At 68.1% G+C, this 21,127-nt stretch carries 22 protein-coding genes; 14 read left to right on the forward strand and 8 right to left on the reverse strand.

Features of this window, described 5'->3' with window-relative positions:
- Positions 1-96 precede the first annotated feature (96 nt).
- Positions 97-645, forward strand: coding sequence for a fasciclin domain-containing protein (locus F6X38_RS07855; protein WP_150969051.1), 549 nt, complete (start codon positions 97-99; stop codon positions 643-645).
- A 106-nt stretch (positions 646-751) separates the two neighbouring features.
- Here F6X38_RS07855 and F6X38_RS07860 read toward each other — a convergent pair whose 3' ends face one another.
- The 4 genes from F6X38_RS07860 to F6X38_RS07875 all read right to left on the reverse strand — a co-directional run bounded on the left by F6X38_RS07860 (position 752) and on the right by F6X38_RS07875 (position 5,512).
- A complete protein-coding gene (locus F6X38_RS07860) occupies positions 752-1,819 on the reverse strand; it encodes a phosphatase PAP2 family protein (RefSeq protein ID WP_161992655.1) in 1,068 nt (355 codons plus the stop codon).
- A gap of 264 nt (positions 1,820-2,083) precedes the next feature.
- Positions 2,084-3,391 (reverse strand): adenylosuccinate lyase, encoded by a 1,308-nt coding sequence (gene purB, locus F6X38_RS07865; RefSeq protein WP_150969054.1) that lies wholly within the window; start codon positions 3,389-3,391, stop codon positions 2,084-2,086.
- Positions 3,392-3,449: 58 nt separating this feature from the next.
- Positions 3,450-4,457, reverse strand: coding sequence for a P1 family peptidase (locus F6X38_RS07870; protein WP_150969056.1), 1,008 nt, complete (start codon positions 4,455-4,457; stop codon positions 3,450-3,452).
- Positions 4,454-5,512, reverse strand: coding sequence for an ABC transporter substrate-binding protein (locus F6X38_RS07875; protein ID WP_150969057.1), 1,059 nt, complete (start codon positions 5,510-5,512; stop codon positions 4,454-4,456). The genes F6X38_RS07870 and F6X38_RS07875 overlap by 4 nt, the downstream gene beginning before the upstream one ends.
- 99 nt (positions 5,513-5,611) lie before the next feature.
- Here F6X38_RS07875 and F6X38_RS07880 point away from each other — a divergent pair, with 99 nt between their 5' ends.
- The 7 genes from F6X38_RS07880 to F6X38_RS24205 all read left to right on the forward strand — a co-directional run bounded on the left by F6X38_RS07880 (position 5,612) and on the right by F6X38_RS24205 (position 11,036).
- Positions 5,612-6,130: a flavin reductase family protein gene (locus F6X38_RS07880; protein ID WP_246191238.1), complete on the forward strand. Its 519-nt coding sequence runs from the start codon at positions 5,612-5,614 to the stop codon at positions 6,128-6,130.
- Positions 6,131-6,203: 73 nt separating this feature from the next.
- On the forward strand, positions 6,204-7,136 hold the full coding sequence (locus F6X38_RS07885; RefSeq protein WP_246191239.1) for an AAA family ATPase: 933 nt from the start codon (positions 6,204-6,206) through the stop codon (positions 7,134-7,136).
- Between the two features lie 2 nt (positions 7,137-7,138).
- Positions 7,139-8,392 carry a vWA domain-containing protein gene (locus tag F6X38_RS07890; RefSeq protein ID WP_150969059.1) on the forward strand — a complete coding sequence of 418 codons (1,254 nt, stop codon included), beginning with the start codon at positions 7,139-7,141 and terminating at the stop codon, positions 8,390-8,392.
- Between the two features lie 13 nt (positions 8,393-8,405).
- The gene (locus F6X38_RS07895) at positions 8,406-8,741 is read left to right on the forward strand and encodes an XdhC family protein (protein ID WP_246191240.1); all 336 of its coding nucleotides are present in this window, start codon (positions 8,406-8,408) and stop codon (positions 8,739-8,741) included.
- The gene (locus tag F6X38_RS07900) at positions 8,741-9,430 is read left to right on the forward strand and encodes an XdhC family protein (RefSeq protein ID WP_150969061.1); all 690 of its coding nucleotides are present in this window, start codon (positions 8,741-8,743) and stop codon (positions 9,428-9,430) included. Before F6X38_RS07895 ends, F6X38_RS07900 begins: the two co-directional genes overlap by 1 nt.
- Entirely contained in the window at positions 9,313-10,425 is a 1,113-nt protein-coding gene (locus F6X38_RS24200) for a molybdopterin-binding protein (RefSeq protein ID WP_343033201.1), read from the forward strand. Before F6X38_RS07900 ends, F6X38_RS24200 begins: the two co-directional genes overlap by 118 nt.
- Before the next feature lie 5 nt (positions 10,426-10,430).
- Complete coding sequence (locus F6X38_RS24205; protein WP_343033203.1) at positions 10,431-11,036, forward strand: nucleotidyltransferase family protein; 606 nt, start codon at positions 10,431-10,433, stop codon at positions 11,034-11,036.
- Here F6X38_RS24205 and F6X38_RS07910 read toward each other — a convergent pair.
- On the reverse strand, positions 11,033-11,203 hold the full coding sequence (locus tag F6X38_RS07910) for a DUF2256 domain-containing protein (protein WP_150969062.1): 171 nt from the start codon (positions 11,201-11,203) through the stop codon (positions 11,033-11,035). The two genes, F6X38_RS24205 and F6X38_RS07910, sit on opposite strands and share 4 nt — an antisense overlap.
- 114 nt (positions 11,204-11,317) lie before the next feature.
- Between F6X38_RS07910 and F6X38_RS07915 the strand changes: the two genes are divergently transcribed.
- Entirely contained in the window at positions 11,318-12,898 is a 1,581-nt protein-coding gene (locus F6X38_RS07915; protein ID WP_150969173.1) for a cryptochrome/photolyase family protein, read from the forward strand.
- A gap of 132 nt (positions 12,899-13,030) precedes the next feature.
- Positions 13,031-13,315, forward strand: coding sequence for an usg protein (locus F6X38_RS07920; RefSeq protein WP_150969064.1), 285 nt, complete (start codon positions 13,031-13,033; stop codon positions 13,313-13,315).
- 4 nt (positions 13,316-13,319) lie between these two features.
- Here F6X38_RS07920 and radC read toward each other — a convergent pair whose 3' ends face one another.
- The 3 genes from radC to F6X38_RS07935 form a co-directional block, all read right to left on the reverse strand.
- Entirely contained in the window at positions 13,320-14,027 is a 708-nt protein-coding gene (gene radC, locus F6X38_RS07925; protein WP_246191251.1) for a RadC family protein, read from the reverse strand.
- A 54-nt stretch (positions 14,028-14,081) separates the two neighbouring features.
- The gene (gene map / locus F6X38_RS07930; RefSeq protein WP_150969067.1) at positions 14,082-14,933 is read right to left on the reverse strand and encodes a type I methionyl aminopeptidase; all 852 of its coding nucleotides are present in this window, start codon (positions 14,931-14,933) and stop codon (positions 14,082-14,084) included.
- 90 nt (positions 14,934-15,023) lie between these two features.
- Positions 15,024-16,853 carry a PHA/PHB synthase family protein gene (locus F6X38_RS07935; RefSeq protein ID WP_150969069.1) on the reverse strand — a complete coding sequence of 610 codons (1,830 nt, stop codon included), beginning with the start codon at positions 16,851-16,853 and terminating at the stop codon, positions 15,024-15,026.
- A gap of 208 nt (positions 16,854-17,061) precedes the next feature.
- Between F6X38_RS07935 and F6X38_RS07940 the strand changes: the two genes are divergently transcribed.
- The 4 genes from F6X38_RS07940 to glpX all read left to right on the forward strand — a co-directional run bounded on the left by F6X38_RS07940 (position 17,062) and on the right by glpX (position 21,124).
- On the forward strand, positions 17,062-17,493 hold the full coding sequence (locus F6X38_RS07940; RefSeq protein WP_161992656.1) for a hypothetical protein: 432 nt from the start codon (positions 17,062-17,064) through the stop codon (positions 17,491-17,493).
- Positions 17,490-18,710 carry an LL-diaminopimelate aminotransferase gene (locus F6X38_RS07945; RefSeq protein ID WP_150969072.1) on the forward strand — a complete coding sequence of 407 codons (1,221 nt, stop codon included), beginning with the start codon at positions 17,490-17,492 and terminating at the stop codon, positions 18,708-18,710. Before F6X38_RS07940 ends, F6X38_RS07945 begins: the two co-directional genes overlap by 4 nt.
- Before the next feature lie 35 nt (positions 18,711-18,745).
- Entirely contained in the window at positions 18,746-20,050 is a 1,305-nt protein-coding gene (locus F6X38_RS07950; RefSeq protein WP_150969074.1) for a homoserine dehydrogenase, read from the forward strand.
- Positions 20,051-20,146: 96 nt separating this feature from the next.
- Positions 20,147-21,124 carry a class II fructose-bisphosphatase gene (glpX, locus tag F6X38_RS07955; protein ID WP_150969075.1) on the forward strand — a complete coding sequence of 326 codons (978 nt, stop codon included), beginning with the start codon at positions 20,147-20,149 and terminating at the stop codon, positions 21,122-21,124.
- Positions 21,125-21,127 lie beyond the last annotated feature (3 nt).

The raw sequence follows: 21,127 nt of genomic DNA on the forward strand, positions 1-21,127 counted from the left end.
CTTCGCGATACTTTTTCGGAGCGGTGCATCCGGGTTGCGCGAGGCTCCGTAACTTCCGCACCTCGCCGGATCGGTCGGGGCAACGGGAGACAGATCATGAAGCTCGTCAATTCCGCCGCGACCGCGCTCGTCGCCGCCTCGCTGGCCTTCGCGGGGCCGGCGCTGGCGAAGGTTACCAAGGTCGGTGGTGCGGCGATGTACGATACGAAGACCATCGCTCAGAACGCTCCGAACGCCCCGAACCTGACGACGCTCGTCGCCGCGGTGAAGGCGGCAGGCCTCGTCGAGACGCTCGCGGGTCCGGGCCCGTTCACCGTCTTCGCGCCGACCAACGCGGCGTTCGAGAAGCTGCCGGCCGGCACGGTCGACACGCTGGTGAAGCCGGAGAACAAGGCCCAGCTCACCAAGATCCTGACCTACCACGTCGTGTCCGGCGACTATTCGTCGAAGGAGCTGATGATGGGCGCGAAGAAGAAGGGCGGCCTGAAGCTGACGACCGTCGAGGGCGAGCCGCTCACGGTGAAGATGTCGAAGGGCAAACTCGTCGTGGTCGATGCCAAGGGCGGCATGAGCATGGTGCAGACCAAGGACGTCGACCAGAAGAACGGCGTCGTCCACGTCGTCAACTCGGTGCTGATGCCGTAACGGGCCTAGACGAAGCTCGTGGTCGGAGCGCGACGATGCGCGCGTTCCGACCAGCCGTCGCGAAGCTCGCGAGGCCCGATCGCCGACCCCGGATCGGCTCGGGCCGTCAGGCAGGCTGCGGGATCAACCGCTCCGATCCTCGCTGGTCGAGGTGCGCGATCCACCATCGGGTCGGCAGTTCCGCCGCTCTCCAGAGGATGAAGGCGGAGGCCCAGGCGACATAGGCGTCCGCACCGTAGTGCCAACCGAGAAGGATCGAGCCGAGGAACACCAGCAGCGCATGAAGCGACAGGGCGAGGCGCAGCCAGATGCCGTACCGCCAGCACGCGAAGACCATCAGCGCGGCGACCGCATTGTGCATGCTCGGCATCGCCGAGATGCCATGCCTCGGCTGCCCGGACGCGTAGTCGTTCCATAGCGCCGTCTGCGCATCGACCGCCATCAGACCGATCGAGTCGTGCGTTCTTTGCAGGTAATCCATCAGTTCGGCGTAGGGGTTCGGGCCGGCGATGAACTTGCCGTAGTAGCAGGGGCCGGCGGAAGGGAAGGCCACCGCGAGGCAGGTGCCGACGACGATCCAGACCAGCATGAAGCTCATCAGCGAGCGCTGCCTGTGCGCCTCGTCGCGGCAGAACACGATCATGCCGATGAGGAACATCCACATGACCGCGAACCATAGCGCATAGTTCACATCCAGAACTCGCGTGATCCAGGGATGCCCGAACAGCGGCTGCAGGAACCGCCAGGGCATGATGCCGAAATGCATGACGCGCCCGAGTTCCGCCAACTGCGCGTCCCAGGCGAAGCCGCTGAAATGCGCCGATATGGTCGGCTTGAACATCGAGAAGGCGGCGGCGAGGAGCGCGAACGGCCAAAGGCGCGCCGCCCAGCGACCGAGCGCCGCCGTCCGCGACGCCGAGACGATCGCATTCGCGAAGTAGCGGATCGGGCTCGCCGGCCGGGCGACGAGGAGGCAGTAGGCGATGCCGAGAACCGTCACCGTCACGAGCCCGTACAAGCATAACTCCCGCAAGATCTGGACGAAGTAGGACGCCATCGAAGGCATGCGTATGCCGGCGGCGGCGCCGACTGCCGCGGCATAGGCGAACACCAGCACGACCATCGGCGCGTTGCGCGAGGACTCGCGCCGGAAAGCCGACGCGTGCTGACGCACGGCACGACCGGCCGTGCCGGCGGTCCATTCCATAGATCGGAGAAGCATCGGAGTTCGCTAGGGACGTTTGCTACAGCATCGCCCCGCGAACCTTGCGGAAGACTGAAGTTGTCGTAAGTCGTTAGCCGTCTGCAATTTTAGCGGTTAACGAAAACTGAGTTGATCTTACATTCCGTCGCCTTCGATTTCGCGACGGAATCCCAAGCGGCGCATCGAGGTCCAGACTACTGTTTTCCGATCGATGCAAGCGGCGCAAGTCCCGGCTCAGCAGGCGTCGAAGACGCGCCGGAAGATCGTGTCGACGTGTTTGGTGTGGTAGCCGAGATCGAACTTCTCGCGAAGCTCCGCTTCCGGCAACGCCAAAGCAACGTCGGCATCGGCGAGAAGCTCGGTCATGAAGTCCGCGCCTTCCTCCCAGACCTTCATCGCGTTGCGCTGCACGAGTTTGTAGGCGTCCTCGCGTGAAACGCCGGCCTGGGTCAGCGCCAGCAGCACGCGCTGCGAATGGACGAGGCCCTTGAAGCGTTCGAGGTTCGCCATCATCCGCTCAGGGTACACGACGAGCTTCTCCACCACCCCGGCGAGACGGGCGAGCGCGAAGTCGAGGGTCACCGTCGCGTCCGGTCCGATCATCCGCTCGACGGAGGAGTGCGAGATGTCCCGTTCGTGCCAGAGCGCGACGTTCTCCATCGCCGGCATGGCATAGGAGCGCACCATGCGGGCGAGGCCGGTCAGGTTCTCGGTCAGCACCGGGTTGCGCTTGTGCGGCATCGCGGAGGAACCCTTCTGGCCGGGCGAGAAATATTCCTCGGCTTCGAGAACTTCCGTTCGCTGCAGGTGGCGGATTTCCGTCGCCAGCCGCTCGATCGAGGAGGCGACGACGCCGAGCGTCGCGAAGAACATCGCGTGGCGGTCGCGCGGGATGACCTGCGTCGAGACCGGCTCCGGCTTCAGGCCGAGCGCCTTCGCCACATGCTCCTCGACGCTCGGATCGATGTTGGCGAAGGTGCCGACCGCACCGGAGATGGCGCAGGTCGCGACCTCTTCGCGCGCCGCGACGAGCCGCTGGCGGCAACGCTCGAACTCGGCATACGCGAGCGCGAGCTTGACGCCGAAGGTCGTCGGCTCGGCATGGATGCCGTGCGAGCGGCCGATCGTGATCGTGTCCTTGTGCTCGAAGGCGCGGGTCTTCAGCGCGGCCAGCAGCCGATCCGTATCGGCCAAGAGGATGTCGGTTGCGCGGACGAGCTGCACGTTGAAGCAGGTGTCCAGCACGTCGGACGAGGTCATGCCCTGGTGGACGAAGCGGGCGTCCGGTCCGACGATCTCGGCGAGATGCGTCAGGAAGGCGATGACGTCGTGCTTGGTTTCGCGCTCGATCTCGTCGATGCGCTCGATGTCGAATGTCGCCGCGCCGCCCTTCGCCCAGATCGCTTCCGCCGCGCTTTTCGGAATGACGCCGAGCTCGGCCAGCGCGTCGCAGGCATGCGCCTCGATCTCGAACCAGATGCGGAACTTCGTTTCCTGCGACCAGACGTCGACCATCTCGGGGCGGGAATAACGGGGAATCATGGCGTGCGACCTGAACGGGAGGAATTCGCTGCGGCCATAACAGAGGGGGGCCGAGCCCTCAACGCGCCGTGCGCCAGGCGGGCTTCCGATCGCCCGGCAGGGGCGCCGCCGAATGAACACCGCGCGCGATCGCCCGCGCCATGACGGCAGCCGCCGCGGCGCCCATCAGCACCCAGTCCTGCGGCGAAAGTTCGGCCTCGTTGCGCCCGGTCGCCAGGGCGAAGACGAGATCGCCATCGAAGGGCGTGTGCGCCGGCCAGAGGGCGCGGGCAAAACCGTCATGCGCCGCGACGGCGAGGCGCTTGGCCTGCGCCTTATCGAGCCGCGCGTCGGTCGCGACCACTGCGATCGTCGTGTTCGCGCCGGGCGAGGGGGCGAGCTTGGTGCGCGGCTCGCCGGCATCATTCGGCATGGGCAAGGGCATGCCGAGGCCGCCGAATTCGCCATCGACTTCGAATGGCGCGGCCCAGAAATGCCGCGTCGTGCCGACGGTCGCCGAGCCGAGGGCGTTCGCCGCTGCCAGCGCCGCGACCGTGACGCTGTTCGGCAGCACGACGGATGCGGAGCCGAGCCCGCCCTTGAAGGTCGCAGTGGTCGCACCCGCGCCGGCGCCGACGCTGCCGAGCTCGAAGTCGGCGCGCGCGGCGGACGCCGCCTCGTAGCCGAGCTCGCGATAGGGCGGGTAGCGCTCCCAGCTTTCGCCGGGCCCGAGGTCGAACAGGATCGCCGCCGGCACGATTGGCACCCGGATTTCGCCGACCGCGAAACCGCGCCCTCGTTCCCGCAGCCAGGCTTGCGCGCCGGATGCCGCGTCGAGGCCGAAGGCCGAGCCGCCGGACAGCACCAGCGCATCGACGCCCGCGACCGTCTTGTCGGGATCGAGCAGGTCGGTCTCGCGCGTGCCGGGCGCGCCGCCCTGCACGTGGACCGCCGCCGTCGCCGGCGCGTCGCAGAGAACCACCGTCGTGCCGCTACCGAGCCGTTCATCGGCGGCGTGACCGACCGCGATGCCCTCCACGTCGGTCAGAAGGTTGCGAGGGCCGGAGCGCCGGAGAACTCCCGTCATCCGCCGGCCTCGGGCACGAAGTCGCGGCCGTTGAAGCGGAAAACGCGGAAGAGGTTCAGATCGGAGTCGCCCTTCGCGTCGAAGCGGATGCGGCCGAGCGAGGTGTCAAAAGTGGTGGCGTTCAACACGTCGGGCAGCGGCTTGCCCTCACGCTTCGCGATGTCCGTGGCAGTCGCGGCGATCTCGACGGCGGCGAGGCCCGGCCCGAAATATCCCGACCGCTCGACCGCATCCGCTTCGCCGGGCGGCGAGAGCGGACGAAACGTCTGCTCGACGCCCACCGCGAGCGTGCCCTCGGGGATTTCCGCCGCATCTGGCGGCTCGTCGAGCAATTGCTCGCCACCGAGGAACTGGAGCGCCAGCCCGTTCGCGGCGGCATCGCGCGCGATCGTCGCCGCATCCCCACGGTCTCCGGCGATGACCAAATGGGTGACGCCGGTGCGCGCGAGCCGGCGGGCGAGGCCGAACTGCTTCTCTTCCGCCGGCCGGTAGCCATCAACGGCGGCCGGGCGCTGCCCGCCCGCTTCGACCTTTTCCCGTACGGCGTCGGCGAGGTTGCGGCCGTAGACGGAGCCGTCGTCCAGGATGCCGAAGGCGACGTCCCGCCAGCGCGTCGCGACGGTGGCGGCGAGCGCCTCCGCTTCCGCCCCGGCATGGGGGGCGAGACGCCAGACGGGATCGCCGGTCTTCCGACGCTGCGCGGTAAAGCGGTCGGCGCGCACGCCGACGTCGATCGCCGGGATCGCGGCGGATCGAAGCACCGGCAGTGCCCCTTCGAGCGACTCGGCGCAAAGGAAGCCGACCGTCACTTTCACCTTCTCGGCCACGAAACGTTCGGCCGTTGCCTTCCCGGCCTCCGGCGTGCATTGCGCGTCCGCCTCGACCAGCACGACGCCCTTCGCCGCAGCCGCCTGCCGCGCGCCCGCCAGAACCTGAGCGCCCAGAACGGCGTTCGGTCCCGTGACGGGCGCGGCGACGCCGATCCGCACCGGCTCCTGCGCGCCGGCGGGCGGCGCGAGCGCGAAAAGGAACAGGGGCGTGAACCACGGCTTCATGACGTTGGAGATTAAAGGCTGCGACAGGCTTTGGACAGGCTTGCGCAGGGTCGGCGCATCTGCGAGGCAAGATGCATGGTCTCAGCCGATATCGTGCGCATGAGAAGCGTCGACAGCGAGTTGCGGTCCGACGAGGTCCGAATCGCGCCGGAGGATTTCCGCGCGGCGATGAGCCGTTTCGCGAGCGCGGTTCACCTCGTCACGACCGAAGGCCGAGCCGGCCGGCGAGGGGTGACCGCGACGGCCGTCGTCGGCGTTTCGGACGATCCGGCGACGATCCTCGTTTGCCTCAACGCCTCCAACGCCGAGAATGCGAGGTTCGCCGAGAACGGCAACTTCGCGGTCAACGTGCTCGCGGCGGGCGGCCGTGAACTGGCGGAGGCTTTCGCCGGCGGCGGCAAGCTTCCGCAGGACGAGCGTTTCGCCCTCGGCCGTTGGACGGCGCTTGCGACCGGCGCCCCCGTTCTGGAGCAGGCGCTCGTCGCCTTCGACTGCCGGCTGGTGGAAGCGCGCATGGTCGCGACGCACCACGTGCTCGTCGGCGAGGTCGCTGCAGTTCACGAAGGGCCTTCCGGCCCGCCGCTCCTCTATCACGCGCGCGGCTACCACCTCCTGTAGGCGACTTGCGAAGACGGGCGGTGCGGCCATATCTGGAAGCAGGGGCGGGCGTCCCGCCGAAGGCCGAACCGTATTGTCCCACACGACGAAATCCCATTCGCTGCCGCAGTCCATCGAGGAGACGGCCTCGCTCCTCGCCGGCGGCGACTACGTCGCCGACCGCTCGCTGGCGACGGTGCTGTTCCTCGCCCTGAAAATGGGCCGGCCGCTCTTTCTCGAAGGCGAGGCGGGGGTCGGCAAGACGGAGATCGCCAAGGTGCTGGCGAAGGCGCTGGACCGGCCGCTGATCCGGCTGCAGTGCTACGAGGGCCTCGACGTCTCGTCCGCGCTCTACGAGTGGAACTACGCGGCGCAAATGATCGAAATCCGCCTGCGCGAGGCGAGCGGCGACACGGACCGGAACGCGATGCGTGCCGGCATCTTCTCGGACGACTTCCTGATCCGCCGTCCCATCCTGCAAGCCTTGGAAGGCGAGCCGGGACGCGCGCCGGTGCTCCTGATCGACGAGCTCGACCGGACCGACGAGGCTTTCGAGGCGTTCCTGCTGGAGGTCCTGTCCGACAATCAGGTGACGATTCCGGAGATCGGCACGATCCGCGCCGGCGAGCCGCCGATCGTGGTGATCACCACGAACCGGACGCGCGAGATCCACGACGCGCTGAAGCGGCGCTGCCTCTATCATTGGGTCGACTATCCCAGCGCCGAGCGCGAACTGGAGATCCTCCACCGCAAGGCGCCGGGCGCCAACGCCGCGCTGGCGAAGGAACTCGTCGCCTTCGTGCAGCGGCTACGCTCGGCCGACCTATTCAAGGCCCCCGGCGTTGCCGAGACGATCGACTGGGCGAACGCCCTGACCGAGCTGAACGCCCTCGCGCTCGATCCGGCGAAGGTCTCCGATACGCTCGGCGTGCTCCTGAAATATCAGGACGACATCGCGCGCATGGAGAAGGGCGAGGGGCGGGCGATCCTCGACGAGGTGAAACGCGACCTCGCGCTAGCGGGCTGACGATGGTCGCCGCGCCGGAAACGCCGGCCTTTGCCGATCCGGACGGCCGGCTCGCCGACAACATCGCCTATTTCGCCCGGACGCTGCGACGCGCCGGGCTGAAGCTCGGGCCTGCCGCGACGCTGGACGCGGTCGTCGCGGTGGAGGCCGCCGGCCTGTCGTCGCGGGACGACTTCTACTGGACGCTCCACGCCGTGCTCGTGACACGGCACGAGGACGACGCCGTCTTCGGCGAGGCCTTCCGGCTGTTCTGGCGCTCGCGCGATCTGATCGAGAAGATGATCGCCATGTTCTCGCAGATCGTTCCGCGCGAGGCCGAGCCGGAGAAACGCAAGGCCGGCGAGTCGCGCGCTTCCGACGCGATCTTCGAGGGCGCGCGGGACTTCTCGACGCGGCAGGTGAAGCCGGAGATCGAGATCGACGCCTCGCTCAGCGTTTCGGAGCGCGAGGTGCTGCAGACCAAGGATTTCGCGCAGATGAGCGTCGCGGAACTCGAAGCGGCGAAAGCCGCGATCCGGCGCTTGCGCCTGCCGGCCGATCGTGTGCGGACGCGCCGCTACCGGCCGGATGCCGGCGGCAGTCGGATCGATCCGCGCCGCACGATGCGAGACTCGCTGCGCGGCGGCGGCCAACTGATCCTGCCGCGGTTCCGCGCTGTCCGCGAGGTGCAACCGCCGCTCGTCGTTCTCGCCGACATCTCCGGCTCGATGAGCCAGTACAGCCGCATCTTCCTGCATTTCCTGCACGCGCTGACCGAGAAGCGGCGGCACGTCCACACCTTCCTGTTCGGCACGCGGCTGACCAACGTGACGCGTCAGATGCGCCACCGCGACCCGGACGAGGCGCTGGACGAATGCGCCGGCGCAGTGAAGGACTGGTCCGGCGGCACCCGCATCGCCGAAGCGCTGGCGGCCTTCAACAAGGGCTGGTCGCGCCGCGTCCTGACAGGCGGCGCGAGCGTCATCCTGATCACCGACGGGCTGGAACGCGATTCGGTCGACGACCTCGACCGGGAGATGGAACGGCTGCACAAGTCCTGCCGCCGCCTGATCTGGATGAACCCGCTCCTGCGGTTCGACGGCTTCACGGCGCGGGCGCGCGGCGTTCGGGCGATGCTGCCGCATGTCGACGAGTTCCGGCCCGTTCATTCGCTGCGGTCGATGGAAGAGTTGTGCCGGGCTCTGTCCGAGCCGGCCGGCGCGGCCAACGATCCGGCGCGTTGGATCGAGGCCGCGGACCGCGCGCTCGCGGCCTGACGGAGGTGAAGCGATGATCGGAAACGAAGCCCTGCCGGACCTCGACGTCCTGAAGACCGCCGAACTCTGGGCGGCGGAAGGCCGCTCGATCGCGCTGGCGACTGTGGTGGAGACCTGGGGTTCCGCCCCGCGCCCGACCGGCAGCCATCTCGTGATCGACGCCGACGGCAATTTCGAGGGCTCGGTCTCGGGCGGCTGCGTCGAGGGCGCAGTGGTGACGGAGGCCGTCGACGTGATCGAGGCAGGCCATCCGCGCGTGCTGGAGTTCGGAGTCGCCGACGAAACGGCTTGGCGCGTAGGCCTTTCCTGCGGCGGCCGCATCCGCGTCTATGTCGAGAAGGTCGCCTGATGGAGCGCGCGCTTCTCGCTGCGCTCAACGCCGAGCGCGCGGCACGGCGCGGCGCGGCGGTGGTGACGAACCTTACCACCGGGGAGCAGCGGCTGGTGCGGGAAGCGGAAGCTACGGCCGACCCGCTTGGCGAAGCGGTCGCGAAAGCCTTGCAGACCGGCAAGTCGGGAATGGTCGGCGAGGGCGGAGACACGTTCATCAACGTCGCGGTGCCGCCGCCGCGGATCGTCGCGATCGGCGCGGTCCATATCAGCCAAGCGCTGGCGCCGATGGCGCGCCTCGCCGGCTTCGATCTGGAGATCGTCGACCCACGCACCGCCTTCGCGACGCCGGAGCGGTTTCCGGGCGTCTCGCTCCGCGCCGAATGGCCGGAAGATGCGTTGCGGGCGCGTCCGCTCGACGCTTATTCGGCGCTGGTGGCGCTCACCCACGATCCGAAGATCGACGACCAACCCATTGGCGCCGCTCTCGAAGCCGGCTGTTTCTATGTCGGCGCGCTCGGCAGCCGGAAGACGCACGCCCGCCGGGTCGAGCGGCTGACGGAAGCGGGGGTTTCCGCCGCCGCCATCGCTTGGATCGAGGCACCCATCGGCCTCGATATAGCCGCATCGACGCCGGCGGAGATCGCCGTCGCGATCCTCGGCTCGGTGATCCGTGCTTTCCGTCGGCGGGGAGCGCTGCCGGCGTGAAGTTCGGGCTGGTATCGCTGGACGAGGCGGAGGGAGCGATCCTCGCGCATGCGGCGAATCTGCCCGAAGGCCGGATCGCCAAGGGCATGCGTCTCGGGCCGGACGACCTCCACCGCCTCGGCGAAGCGGGTCGAACCTCCGTCATCGCCGCGAGATTGGACGCGGACGACCTGCCGGAAAACGAGGCTGCCGCCCGGCTGGGAACGGTGCTGACCTCGAATTTCGTCCGCGCGGACGATGCGGCAACGGGTCGGGTCAACCTCTTCGCGGAGCGAAACGGCGTGTTCGTCGTCGATCGTGCTCTGGTCGATTGCCTGAACGCCGTCGATTCCGGAATCACGCTTGCGACGCTTGCCGAACATGCGCCGGTCATCGCTGGTCAGATGGTGGCGACGGTGAAGATCATTCCACTCGCGGTGCCGAACGCGGCCGTCGAGGCCGCTCGCGAGATCGCCGCAGCATCGGCGGTGTTCGAAGTCGCGCCGTATCGTCCGCATCGCGTCGCGCTGGTGCAGACGCGCCTGCCGAGCATCAAGGAGGGTACGCTGGACAAGACCCGGCGCGTGCTCGAAGCCCGGCTCGCGGTTTCCGACTCGTCCGTCGTGCAGGAACTGCGTTGCGATCACGATGCCGACGCGCTGGCGGCGGCGTTGCGGGAGTTGCACCCGGCGGACCTCGTCGTGATCTTCGGGGCGTCGGCGGTAATCGACGTCGCGGACGTGGTGCCGGCCGCCATTGGGATTGCGGGCGGTACGGTATCGCATCTCGGCATGCCGGTTGACCCCGGCAACCTGCTGCTGCTCGGCCGTTTCCGCGATGCGCCGATCCTCGGCGCGCCGGGTTGCGCCCGCAGCCCGAAGGAAAACGGGTTCGACTGGGTTCTCAATCGGTTGCTGGCAGATGTTCCGGTGTTGCCCGAGGATCTGCGGCGGATGGGGGTCGGGGGTCTGCTGATGGAAATCCCGAGCCGGCCGCAGCCTCGGCAGGAGCGATAGCGGACGTGACGCCGCGCATCCATGCCGTGCTGCTCGCGGCGGGGCGGTCGAGCCGCACCGGAGCCTCGCACAAGCTTCTCGCGACCTTCGACGACGTGCCGCTGATCCAGCGCTCGGCGCAGACGGCCTTGGCGTCGCGGGCATCCGGCGTGACCGTCGTGCTCGGCCATCGCCTGAACGAACTGCGGGCCGCCTTGGTGGGACTGGCGGTCGGGATCGTCGAGAACCGGCGCTACGCCGAGGGGCTGTCGACATCGTTGATTGCGGGGTTCGATGCGGCGCCGCCCGATGCTGAGGCCGTGCTGATCATGCTGGCGGACCAACCGTTGCTGACGCCGGACGATCTCGACAGGATGATCGACGCTTCCGCGCCAGACGGCCGAGGCTCGCTCGCTATCGCCACCGACGGTGGCCGGCGCTTCAACCCCGTCGTTATAGGGCGAAACTACCATGCCGAGATCGGAGAATTGACTGGAGATACCGGCGCCAAGATACTGTTTTCGCGTTATCCGGAAGCGATCGCCGAAGTCGAACTCGGACGGGCGGCGAGCTTCGACGTGGACAGCATCGACGCCATTGTCCAGGCCGGAGGGGTGCCGGAAAGCAGCTAGCCCGGCTTGCCGTTTCCCGCGGCGGCACGTTCCCGCTTGGCCTCCGCCTGACAGCGGTCGGAGCAGTAGAGCACGACGTCCCAGTTCGCCCGCCAGCGCTTCCGCCACACCATCGGGCGGCCGCAATGCTTGCAAGGCTTTTGCGGGAGGTCGCCCTTGCGCTTCATGCCCGTCGCACGGTTCTGCGCTGAATCATCGCTCTTGATCCGTTCTCCATCCGTTTCATTCTCATCACGCGAGTAGGGCGTTGCAGGAGCGTAAGGTTGGGGCGGCGCGCAAGGATCGGCAACGAGCGGGGTAGAGACGCAGGTCGAGGCAAGAGGTCGCGCACGCTTCGCTTCGTGCTCGGCGACCAGCTCAGCCGGGATGTGTCCAGCCTGCGCGATCTTGCGCCGGGGGATGTCGTCCTGATGGCCGAGGTCAGCGAGGAAGCGACTTACGTCCGGCACCACAAACGCAAGATCGCCTTCCTCTTCGCAGCGATGCGGCATTTTGCGGAGGAGCTTCGGACAGACGGGATCCAGGTCGATTACGTGCGGCTCGACGCTTCCGACAACGGTGGGTCCTTCACGGCCGAGTTGGAGCGCGCCGTCGCGCGGCACCGGCCCGACCGGATCATCGTCACCGAACCCGGCGAGTGGCGGGTGCTGGAGATGATGCGAACCTGGGAGGGGATCACCGGCGTGCCGGTCGAGCTCCGCCCCGACGACCGCTTTCTGGCTTCCCGAGACGATTTCGAAGCCTACGCCAAGCGATCGAAGGGGCTGAGGCTCGAGCACTTCTATCGCGAGATGCGGATAAGGACCGGCTATCTGATGGCCGGCGAGCGCGAGCCGGTGGACGGCCGCTGGAACTTCGACGAGGACAACCGGCGGCCGCTGCCGGCGAAGGTGGAACTGCCGCAACGGCCTGCCTTTCCGCCGGATGACGTGACGACAGAAGCGATCGCGCTGGTCGAGCAGCGGTTCGGCAATCATTTCGGCAGCCTGTCCGAATTCGACTATCCGACGACGCGCGACGATGCGCTTCTCTATCTCCGCTGGTTTGTCCGCGAAGCACTGCCGAGATTCGGCGCCTACCAGGACGCGATGCGACAGGGCGCGCCGCTCCTGTTCCACTCGCATCTGTCCGCGCTGATGAACTGCGGGCTGCTGAACCCGCGCGAATGCTGCGACGAGGCGGAGGCGGCGTACCGCCGGGGAGACGCCCCGATCAACGCCGTCGAGGGCTTCATTCGCCAGATCATCGGCTGGCGCGAGTTCATCCGCGGCGTCTACTGGCTGCACATGCCGGGCTACGGCGACGAGAACGCGCTGGAGGCGACGCGGAAGCTGCCGGACTTCTTCTGGACCGGGAACACCGACCTCAACTGCCTGGCGCAGTCGATCGGAGAAACGCGCGACAACGCCTATGCGCACCACATCCAGCGGCTGATGGTGATCGGCAACTTCTGCCTGATCGCCGGCTTGAACCCAAGCGAAGTGCAGGAGTGGTACCTCGTCGTCTACCACGATGCCTACGAATGGGTGGAGATGCCGAACGTCGTCGGCATCATTCTCCACGCCGACGGCGGGCTCATCGCCTCGAAGCCCTATGCGGCGTCCGGGAGCTATATCGACCGGATGTCGGACTACTGTCGGAGTTGCCGCTACTCGCCGAAGGTGAAGCTCGGCGAGGGCGCCTGTCCGTTCAACTATCTCTACTGGGATTTCCTCTACCGGAACCGCGAGCGGCTGGCAGGCAACCGCCGGCTCGACCGCTCGTACCAGACGCTCGACCGGATGGCGGAGGATCGCGTCGCCGCGATCCGGCGGGAGGCGAACGCCTTCCTCGACGCGCTGCCGAGCGGCGGCGCCTACTGATTCCTTTCGCAACGGGACGAATCGGGCGTGGCATAAACGCTACGCGCGGTTAAGGCTTGGTTAACCGTCGCAGCGCAGCATCGATCGTGCCGGCTCGGCATCCTCCACCGGCGCACCGATGGAGCATCCGCCATGCAGGCTCGCCCGACCGCCGACCCGGACTTCCAGAAGATGCTGGCGGGTTATGGCCTGACCACCGCGCGCATCCTCTACCGGATGCCGGATCACCCGGCTTTCCTGCAGACGTTCCAGTGGCAGTTCGCCGACGTTGCGCCCGATTATCCCCGTCTCAAGCAGTTCCTCGATCACTGGAAGCGCGAGATCCAGGCGGCGATCCATTCCGTCGAGGTGATGCACCGCGGGCTGATCGCGCCGCATGAAATCCGCATGGCGCGCGAGATCGGCCACCTGCACTGACCGGTCAGATCAGTCGCAAGCCTTTCAGGCTGACATGGCCGGAGCGGCCGACGATGACGTGATCATGGATCGAGATGCCGAGCGGCTTGGCCGTTTCGGCGATGGTCTTCGTCATCTCGATATCGGCGCGGGACGGCGTCGGATCGCCGGACGGATGGTTGTGGACGAGGATGATCGCGGTCGCCGCCAGTTCCAGAGCGCGCCGCACCACCTCGCGCGGATAGACCGGCGTATGGTCGACCGTGCCTACCTGCTGGACCTCATCGGCGATCAGGCCGTTCTTTCGGTCGAGGAACAGGATGCGGAACTCCTCGCGCGTCTGATGCGCCATCGCCGCCGTGCAATAGTCGATCACCGCCGACCATGAGGACAGGACCTCGCGCGAGCGGATCGCCGACCGCATCGCCCGCTCGTTCACCGCCGCGACGATGCGAAGGTCGAGCGCCGAGGATTCACCCATGCCGGGCACTTCGGCGAGACGGGCGACGGGGGCGTTCACCACTTCCGACAGGCTGCCGAAGCGGGCGAGCAGCGCCTTCGCGATCGGCTTCGTGTCGCGCCGGGGGATGAGGCGGAAGAGCAGCAGTTCCAGAAGTTCGTAGTCGGCCAGCGCGCCGGCGCCGGCCTCGGCGAAACGCTCCCGCAACCTGTCGCGGTGCCCGGCATGCTCTGCCTCGATCGGCTTCGCCGGGCGGACGCTCGCCTCCGCCAGACCGGGAAGATCGCCGCCACCGTTGCCCGCTGTCGTCGCGCGGCGCGGCACGGCTCAGGCGACCGCGCCGTACTGCGCGCCGATGTCGAGGAACGGTGTGTCGAGCCCGGCGGGCGAGAAGGTGAAGACCTCGCAACCGGTTTCCGTCACGCCGACGGTGTGCTCGTATTGCGCCGAAAGCGTGCGGTCGCGCGTCACCGCCGTCCAGCCGTCGCTCAGCACCTTCACGTGCGGCCGGCCGAGATTGATCATCGGCTCGATGGTGAAGATCATGCCGGGGCGCATCTCGGCGCCTTCGCCGCGCCGGCCGTAGTGGAGCACGTTCGGCGCGTCGTGGAACAGCTTGCCGACGCCGTGGCCGCAGAAATCGCGCACTACCGAGCAGCGCTCGCTCTCGGCATAGGTCTGGATCGCAGCGCCGATGTCGCCCATGCGCGCGCCGGGTTTCACCTCGGCGATGCCGAGCATCAGGGAGCGGTAGGTCACCTCGCACAGGCGCTCCGCCGCGCGCTTCACGCGCCCGACCGGATACATGCGCGATGCGTCGCCGTGGTAACCGTCGACGATGAAGGTCACGTCGATGTTGACGATGTCACCCTCGCGCAGCGGCTTGTCGTTCGGGATGCCGTGGCAGACGACGTGGTTGATCGAGGTGCAGGTGCTTTTCATGTAGCCGCGATAGTTCAGCGTCGCGGGCACGGTTCCGGCATCGATCGCGTAGCGCATGACGAAGCGGTCGATCTCGTCGGTCGTGACGCCGGGCTTCACCACGTCCACCAGCGCGTCGAGGCAGCGGGCGGTGAGCTGGCAGGCCGTCCGCATGCCTTCGAACGCCTCGGGGCCGTAGAGGCGGATCGCGCCGGTGTTGCGGGCGGGAAGGATTTCGGCTTCGAGATAGCTCGTCATCGCGGCAATCGATATTCGCGCTGGGTCCTGATCCCCGTCATGTCGCATCGAAGCGGCGGGGCCGCAAGCCTCAGGGCCGGCGGCGCCTCCCTACGAGCGCACGCGGACGTATGAGCCGGGCGCGTCCTCGATCGGATGGAGCGTCTCGCCGCCGGGCGTCCGCGCCGGCACCTGCGGTCCGGCCAGCGGCGCGATCCAGCTCTGCCAGTGCGGCCACCACGAGCCTTTCGTCTCGCTCGCCTGCAGCAGCCATTCCTCGTAGGGCGTTTCGGCGGATGGTCGCGGCCCCGTCCAGAACTGATACTTCTGCTTGTCGGGCGGGTTCACCACGCCGGCGATGTGGCCGGAGCCGCTGACGACGAAGGTGACGTCCGAACCGAGGAAACGGCTTCCGGTATAAACGCTGAGCGCCGGGGCGATGTGATCCTCCCGGGTCGCCAGGTTGTAGACCGGGATCTCGACCTTCGACAGGTCGACCGTATGGCCGCCGATCTCCATCCGCCCGGTGGACAGGCGGTTCTCGAGATAGCAGTTCCGCAGATAGAACAGGTGGTTCGCGCGCGGCATGCGCGTCGCGTCGGCGTTCCAGTGCAGGAGGTCGAAGGGCAGCGGGTCCTTGCCGCGCAGGTAGTTGTTGACGAAGTACGGCCAGATCAGGTCGCCCGCCCGCAGCATGTTGAAGGCGGCGGCCATGCGGCTGCCGTCGAGGTAGCCCTTGGCCTGCATGACGTCGGCGAGCGAGGCGAGCTGCTCCTCGTCGACGAAGACCTTCAGGTCGCCGGCATGGGTGAAGTCGATCTGGGTCGTTAGGAAGGTGGCGGAGCGGATCCGCTCGTCGCCGATGCTTTTCAGATAGGCGAGCGCCGCGCCGAGAAGCGTGCCGCCGACGCAGTAGCTGACGGCGTTCACCTCTGCCTCGCCGGTCGCCTGCCGAATCGTGTCGAGCCCGAAGACGATCCCGTCGTGGATGTAATCGCGCCAATCCTTCGCGGCGTGGCTTTCGTCCGGGTTGACCCATGACAGGACGAAGACGGTGTGCCCCTGTTCCACCGCCCAGCGGATGAACGACTTTGCCGGGTTGAGGTCGAGGACGTAGAACTTGTTGATCCAGGGAGGGACGATCAGGAGCGGCCGCTGCAGCACGGTTTCGGTGGAGGCTGCGTACTGGATCACCTGGCAGACGTCCGTCTGGGCGATCACCTTGCCGGGCGTCAGCGCCATGTCGCGTCCGACCTCGAACGCGGCCGTAGCGACCTGCCGCAGGCGCAGGGTTCCGTTTCCGGCCGCCATGTCCTCCGCGAACATCGCCATGCCCCGCACGAGGTTGGCCCCGTTCGAAGCCATCGTCTCCTGCAGAAGCTCGGGATTGGTCAGGAGGAAGTTGGAGGGCGAGGCCGCGTGCATGAGCTGGCGCATGTAGAAGGCCGCCTTGCCGCGCGTGTGGGGATCGATGTTCTGCGCCTGCACCACGAGATCGTCCGCCCAGGCGGCGGCGGAAAGATAGAAGCGCCGCAGCGCGTCGTAGAAGGGGTTTCGCGTCCATTCCGGATGCGCGAAGCGCTTGTCCGAGATCGCCTGCTTCGCGGGCGACCCGGCGTCGTCCGAGGGCTTCAGCGCTTCGCTCCATGCGCCGAAATAGCCGGCGATCAGGTTCGACTGCGCTTCCGCCAGCCGGCGTGGATCGGTGAGCCAGAAATCCGCGACCTTGGACAAGGTGCCGAAGAAGTCCGCCGCGGTGATCGGCCCGGCGTCGACGGCTTCGCCGCGCTCGCGCGGTGCGATCCAGGCGGACGCCGCCTTGCCGGCGAGTTCCACGACGCGCGCCATGTTGCGCGCGAACTCCTCCGGATCGGCGGGAGCGTAGCGCGCCGTGCCGTCACCATCGGTCGCCTTGCCGTTTCCGCTCGCCTCGACGGACATGGTCCTATCCTCCCGCCCCAGAGAAGGCGTGGAAACGGCGTTTTGTTCAAGTCCGGCTTACGCGAGGCGGATGGGGTCCGCCGCGGCGCGCGCCCGACGGGTTCCCGCGTCGGCGACTTTCGGTTATGAATGACGATCCTTGGCGTTTCGGGTGATGACGATGCGGGCATGGTCGCGATGCTTGTTGCTTGCCGGTGCGGCCGCCGCCGTGGCGCCGCTTGCCGCGTGCAACATCATTCCGCCGGAAGGCCCGTCGCTGATCGCGCAGCGGCCGAACCGCGACTTCGGCCCTTCCAGCCAGCGGCAGGACAAGAACGGCTATCCGCTGCTCGGGGCCTTTCCCGGCGCTGCCGCGAAGCAGCTCGATCCGAATGCCGTCGCGCAGGACCGGGCGGGAATGCTCGCCGCTGCGAACCAGCAGAACAACGAGGTCCGCTCGGCCTCGGCCGAGTACCAGCAGTCCGTCGCCGAGGCGCAGGCCATCCGCGCCCAGCACCAGCAGGACGTGCAGGCGATCACATCGACGCAGAGCCGCAGCGACTCGGCGCGCAAGAGCAACGAGGACGTGATCCGGCAGATCGAACAGGGCTCCACGACCTCTTCCGGACAGACGACGCCACCTTCGGATTCGGGACGATGAGCGAGGAATTCCACAAGATCCGCCGGCTGCCGCCCTACGTCTTCGAGGAGGTGAACCGCCTGAAGGCGGCGGCGCGTGCCCGCGGCGCGGATATCGTCGACCTCGGCATGGGCAACCCGGACCTGCCGACGCCGAGCTTCGTGGTGGACAAGCTTTGCGAGGCGGCCCGCGACCCGCGCGCCCACCGCTATTCCGCCTCGAAGGGCATCGCCGGGCTCCGGCGGGCGCAGGCCGGCTACTACGAGCGGCGTTTCGGCGTGAAGCTCGATCCGAACCGGCAGGTCGTCGCGACGCTCGGCTCGAAGGAAGGCTTCGCCAATATGGCGCAGGCGATCACCGCGCCGGGCGACGTGATCCTTTGCCCGAACCCGACCTATCCGATCCACGCCTTCGGCTTCCTGATGGCGGGCGGCACGATTCGCTCGATCCCGGCCGAGCCCGGCGACGAACTGCTCGCCGCCGTAGACCGCGCGGTGCGCCACTCGATCCCGAAGCCGCTCGCGATCGTCCTGAACTATCCATCGAACCCGACGGCCTATGTCGCGGGCCTCGACTTCTACGCCGAGGTCGTCGCGCTCGCGAAGAAGCACGAGATCATCGTGCTGTCGGACCTCGCCTATGCCGAGATCTTCTTCGACGATGCGCCGCCGCCGTCGATCCTGCAGGTGCCGGGAGCCATCGACGTCGCCGTCGAGTTCACCTCGATGTCGAAGACCTTCTCCATGCCCGGCTGGCGCATCGGCTTCGCGGTCGGCAACGAGCGGCTGATCGCGGCGCTGGCGCGGGTGAAATCCTATCTCGACTACGGCGCGTTCACGCCGATCCAGGTGGCCGCGACCGCCGCGCTGAACGGCGGCGACAACGCCATCGGCGAGGTGCGCTCGATCTACCGCAAGCGGCGGGATGTGCTGGTGGAAAGCTTCGGCCGGGCCGGCTTCCCGGTGCCGGCGCCGTCCTCGACCATGTTCGCCTGGGCTCCGATCCCGGAGCCGTATCGGCGGCTCGGGAGCCTCGAATTCTCCAAGCTCCTCGTGGAAAAGGCGGACGTCGCGGTGGCGCCCGGCATCGGCTTCGGCGAGTACGGCGACGAGTTCGTGCGCATTGCCTTGGTGGAGAACGAGCACCGCATCCGGCAGGCCGCGCGCAACATCAAGCGGTTCCTTGCGCCCGCGCAGGAAGCGCGGCAGAACGTCGTGACGTTCAGCCGCTCGGCCTGACACAGACGACGCCACCCGCCGCCGAAGGACCAGCCATGCCCACCCCCTTGCGAATCGGCGTCGCCGGCCTCGGCACCGTCGGCGCTTCTCTCGTGCGGCTGATCGCCGAGAAGGGTGAGGGCTACGCGCAGCGGGCCGGGCGGCCGTTGAGCGTTACCGCCGTCAGCGCCCGCGACCGCTCCAAGGACCGCGGGCTCGACCTCGGCACGCAGGAATGGTTCGACGATCCGGTCGAACTCGCCGCGAAAGCCGACATCGACCTCTTCGTCGAACTCGTCGGCGGCTCCGAGGGTGCGGCGCTGGAAGCGGTCAAGGCGGCCTTGAGCCGCGGGCTGCCGGTCGTCACGGCTAACAAGGCGCTGCTCGCGCATCACGGCGTCGCGTTGGCGAAGCTCGCGGCGCGGAAGAACGCCGTCGTCGCCTTCGAGGCGGCGGTGGCCGGCGGCATCCCGATCATCAAGACGCTGCGCGAGGCGCTGCGCGGCAACTCGGTCAGCCGCGTCTACGGCATCCTCAACGGCACCTGCAACTACATGCTGACGCGGATGGAGCGGGAGGGCCTGAGCTTCGGCGAGTGCCTGAAGGAAGCGCAGCGGCTCGGCTACGCGGAGGCCGACCCGACCTTCGACATCGGCGGCTTCGACGCCGCCCACAAGCTGACCGTCCTGACCTCGCTCGCCTTCGGCTCCGAGATCGATTTGGAGTCGGTGTTCGTCGAGGGCATCGAATCGATCGCCAGCGAGGACATCCGCGCCGCCGCCGACCTCGGCTACCGGATCAAGCTTCTCGCGGTCGCGCAGCGCACCGAAAGCGGCATCGAGCAGCGCGTGCATCCGGCCATGGTTCCTGCAAGTTCGGCGATCGCGCAGGTCGACGGCGTCACGAACGCCGTTGCGGTGGATACGGACCTCCTCGGCTCGATCCTCCTTGCCGGACCAGGCGCCGGCGGCAACGCGACGGCGTCGGCGGTACTGTCCGACATCCTCGACATCGCCAGCGGCACGCGGATCGCGACGCTCGGCCTGCCGCCCGCCAACCTCGTACCCTACCGCCGGGCACGCATGCGGGCGCACGAAGGCGGCTACTACATCCGCCTCAGCGTCCACGACCGGGTCGGTGTCTTCGCTTCGATCGCGCGGCGAATGGCTGAGAACGCCATCTCGCTGGAATCGATCGTCCAGCGAAAGCTGGCCGGGCACGAGGCCGACGAGACCGCGCCGGTGATTCTCATCACGCACGAGACGACGGAAGCGGCGGTGCGGCGCGCCATCGACGCCATCTCGCGCGACGGCCACCTGTCGGGCGAGCCGCGCATGATCCGCATCGAGCCGCTCGACTGATCCGCGGCGCGGGCCCGCATCGTCCATCGACTTCCCGCGCCGGCCGGCCTATGGCGGTCGGGCATACCCCTTGAGATCGCAGGTGTCTCCTTGAGCATGGGATCGACGGAGCGAATGGATCGCGGCCTCACCATCGAGATCGCGCGCGTCGTGGAAGCCGCGGCCGTCGCGGCAGCGAGCGTCCGGGGCCGGGGCGACGAGAAGGCTGCCGACCAGAAGGCGGTGGACGCCATGCGTGCGCAGCTGGGCAGCCTGCCCGTCGACGGCCGGATCGTCATCGGCGAGGGCGAGCGCGACGAGGCCCCCATGCTCTATATCGGCGAAACGGTCGGGACGGGGCAGGGCCCCGGCGTCGACATCGCGCTCGATCCGCTGGAAGGCACGACGGTCTGTGCCAAGAACCTGCCGAACTCGCTGTCGGTGATCGCCATCGCCGCGCGCGGCAGCCTCTTGAACGCGCCCGACGTATACATGGACAAGATCGCAGTCGGCCCCGGCTACCCGGAAGGCGTCATCGACTTGGCGCGGCCGGCGCGGGAGAACGTCCTGGCGCTGGCCCGCGAGAAGGGCGTTCCCGTCGGCGAGATCACCGCCTGCATTCTCGACCGGCCGCGGCATGCGCAGCTCATCGAGGAGATCCGCGCGGCCGGGGCGGCGATCCGGCTGATCGGCGACGGCGACGTCGCCGGCGTCATCCATACGTCGGACCCCGAGGAGACCGGCATCGACATCTATCTCGGCATCGGCGGCGCGCCCGAAGGCGTCCTCGCCGCCGCGGCGCTGCTCTGCGTCGGCGGCCAGATGCAGGGGCGGCTGCGGCTCGACACGCTGGACAAGCGCGCCCGCGCCGAGACGATGGGCATCACCGACCCGAACCGAGTCTACACGCTGAACGACATGGCGCGCGGCGACGTGATCTTCGCCGCGACGGGCGTGACCGACGGCAACCTGCTCGACGGCGTGCGCTTCTATCGCGACCGGATCGAGACGCACACCGTGGTCATGCGCTCCGCGACGAAGACGCATCGCGAGATCCGCGCGCGGCACTACGACCGTTCGAAGTTCGCGCTCTGACGG

Origin of the sequence: Plantimonas leprariae (genome assembly GCF_008802405.1) — a bacterium.
Taxonomy (GTDB): Bacteria; Pseudomonadota; Alphaproteobacteria; order Rhizobiales; family Rhizobiaceae; genus Plantimonas; species Plantimonas leprariae.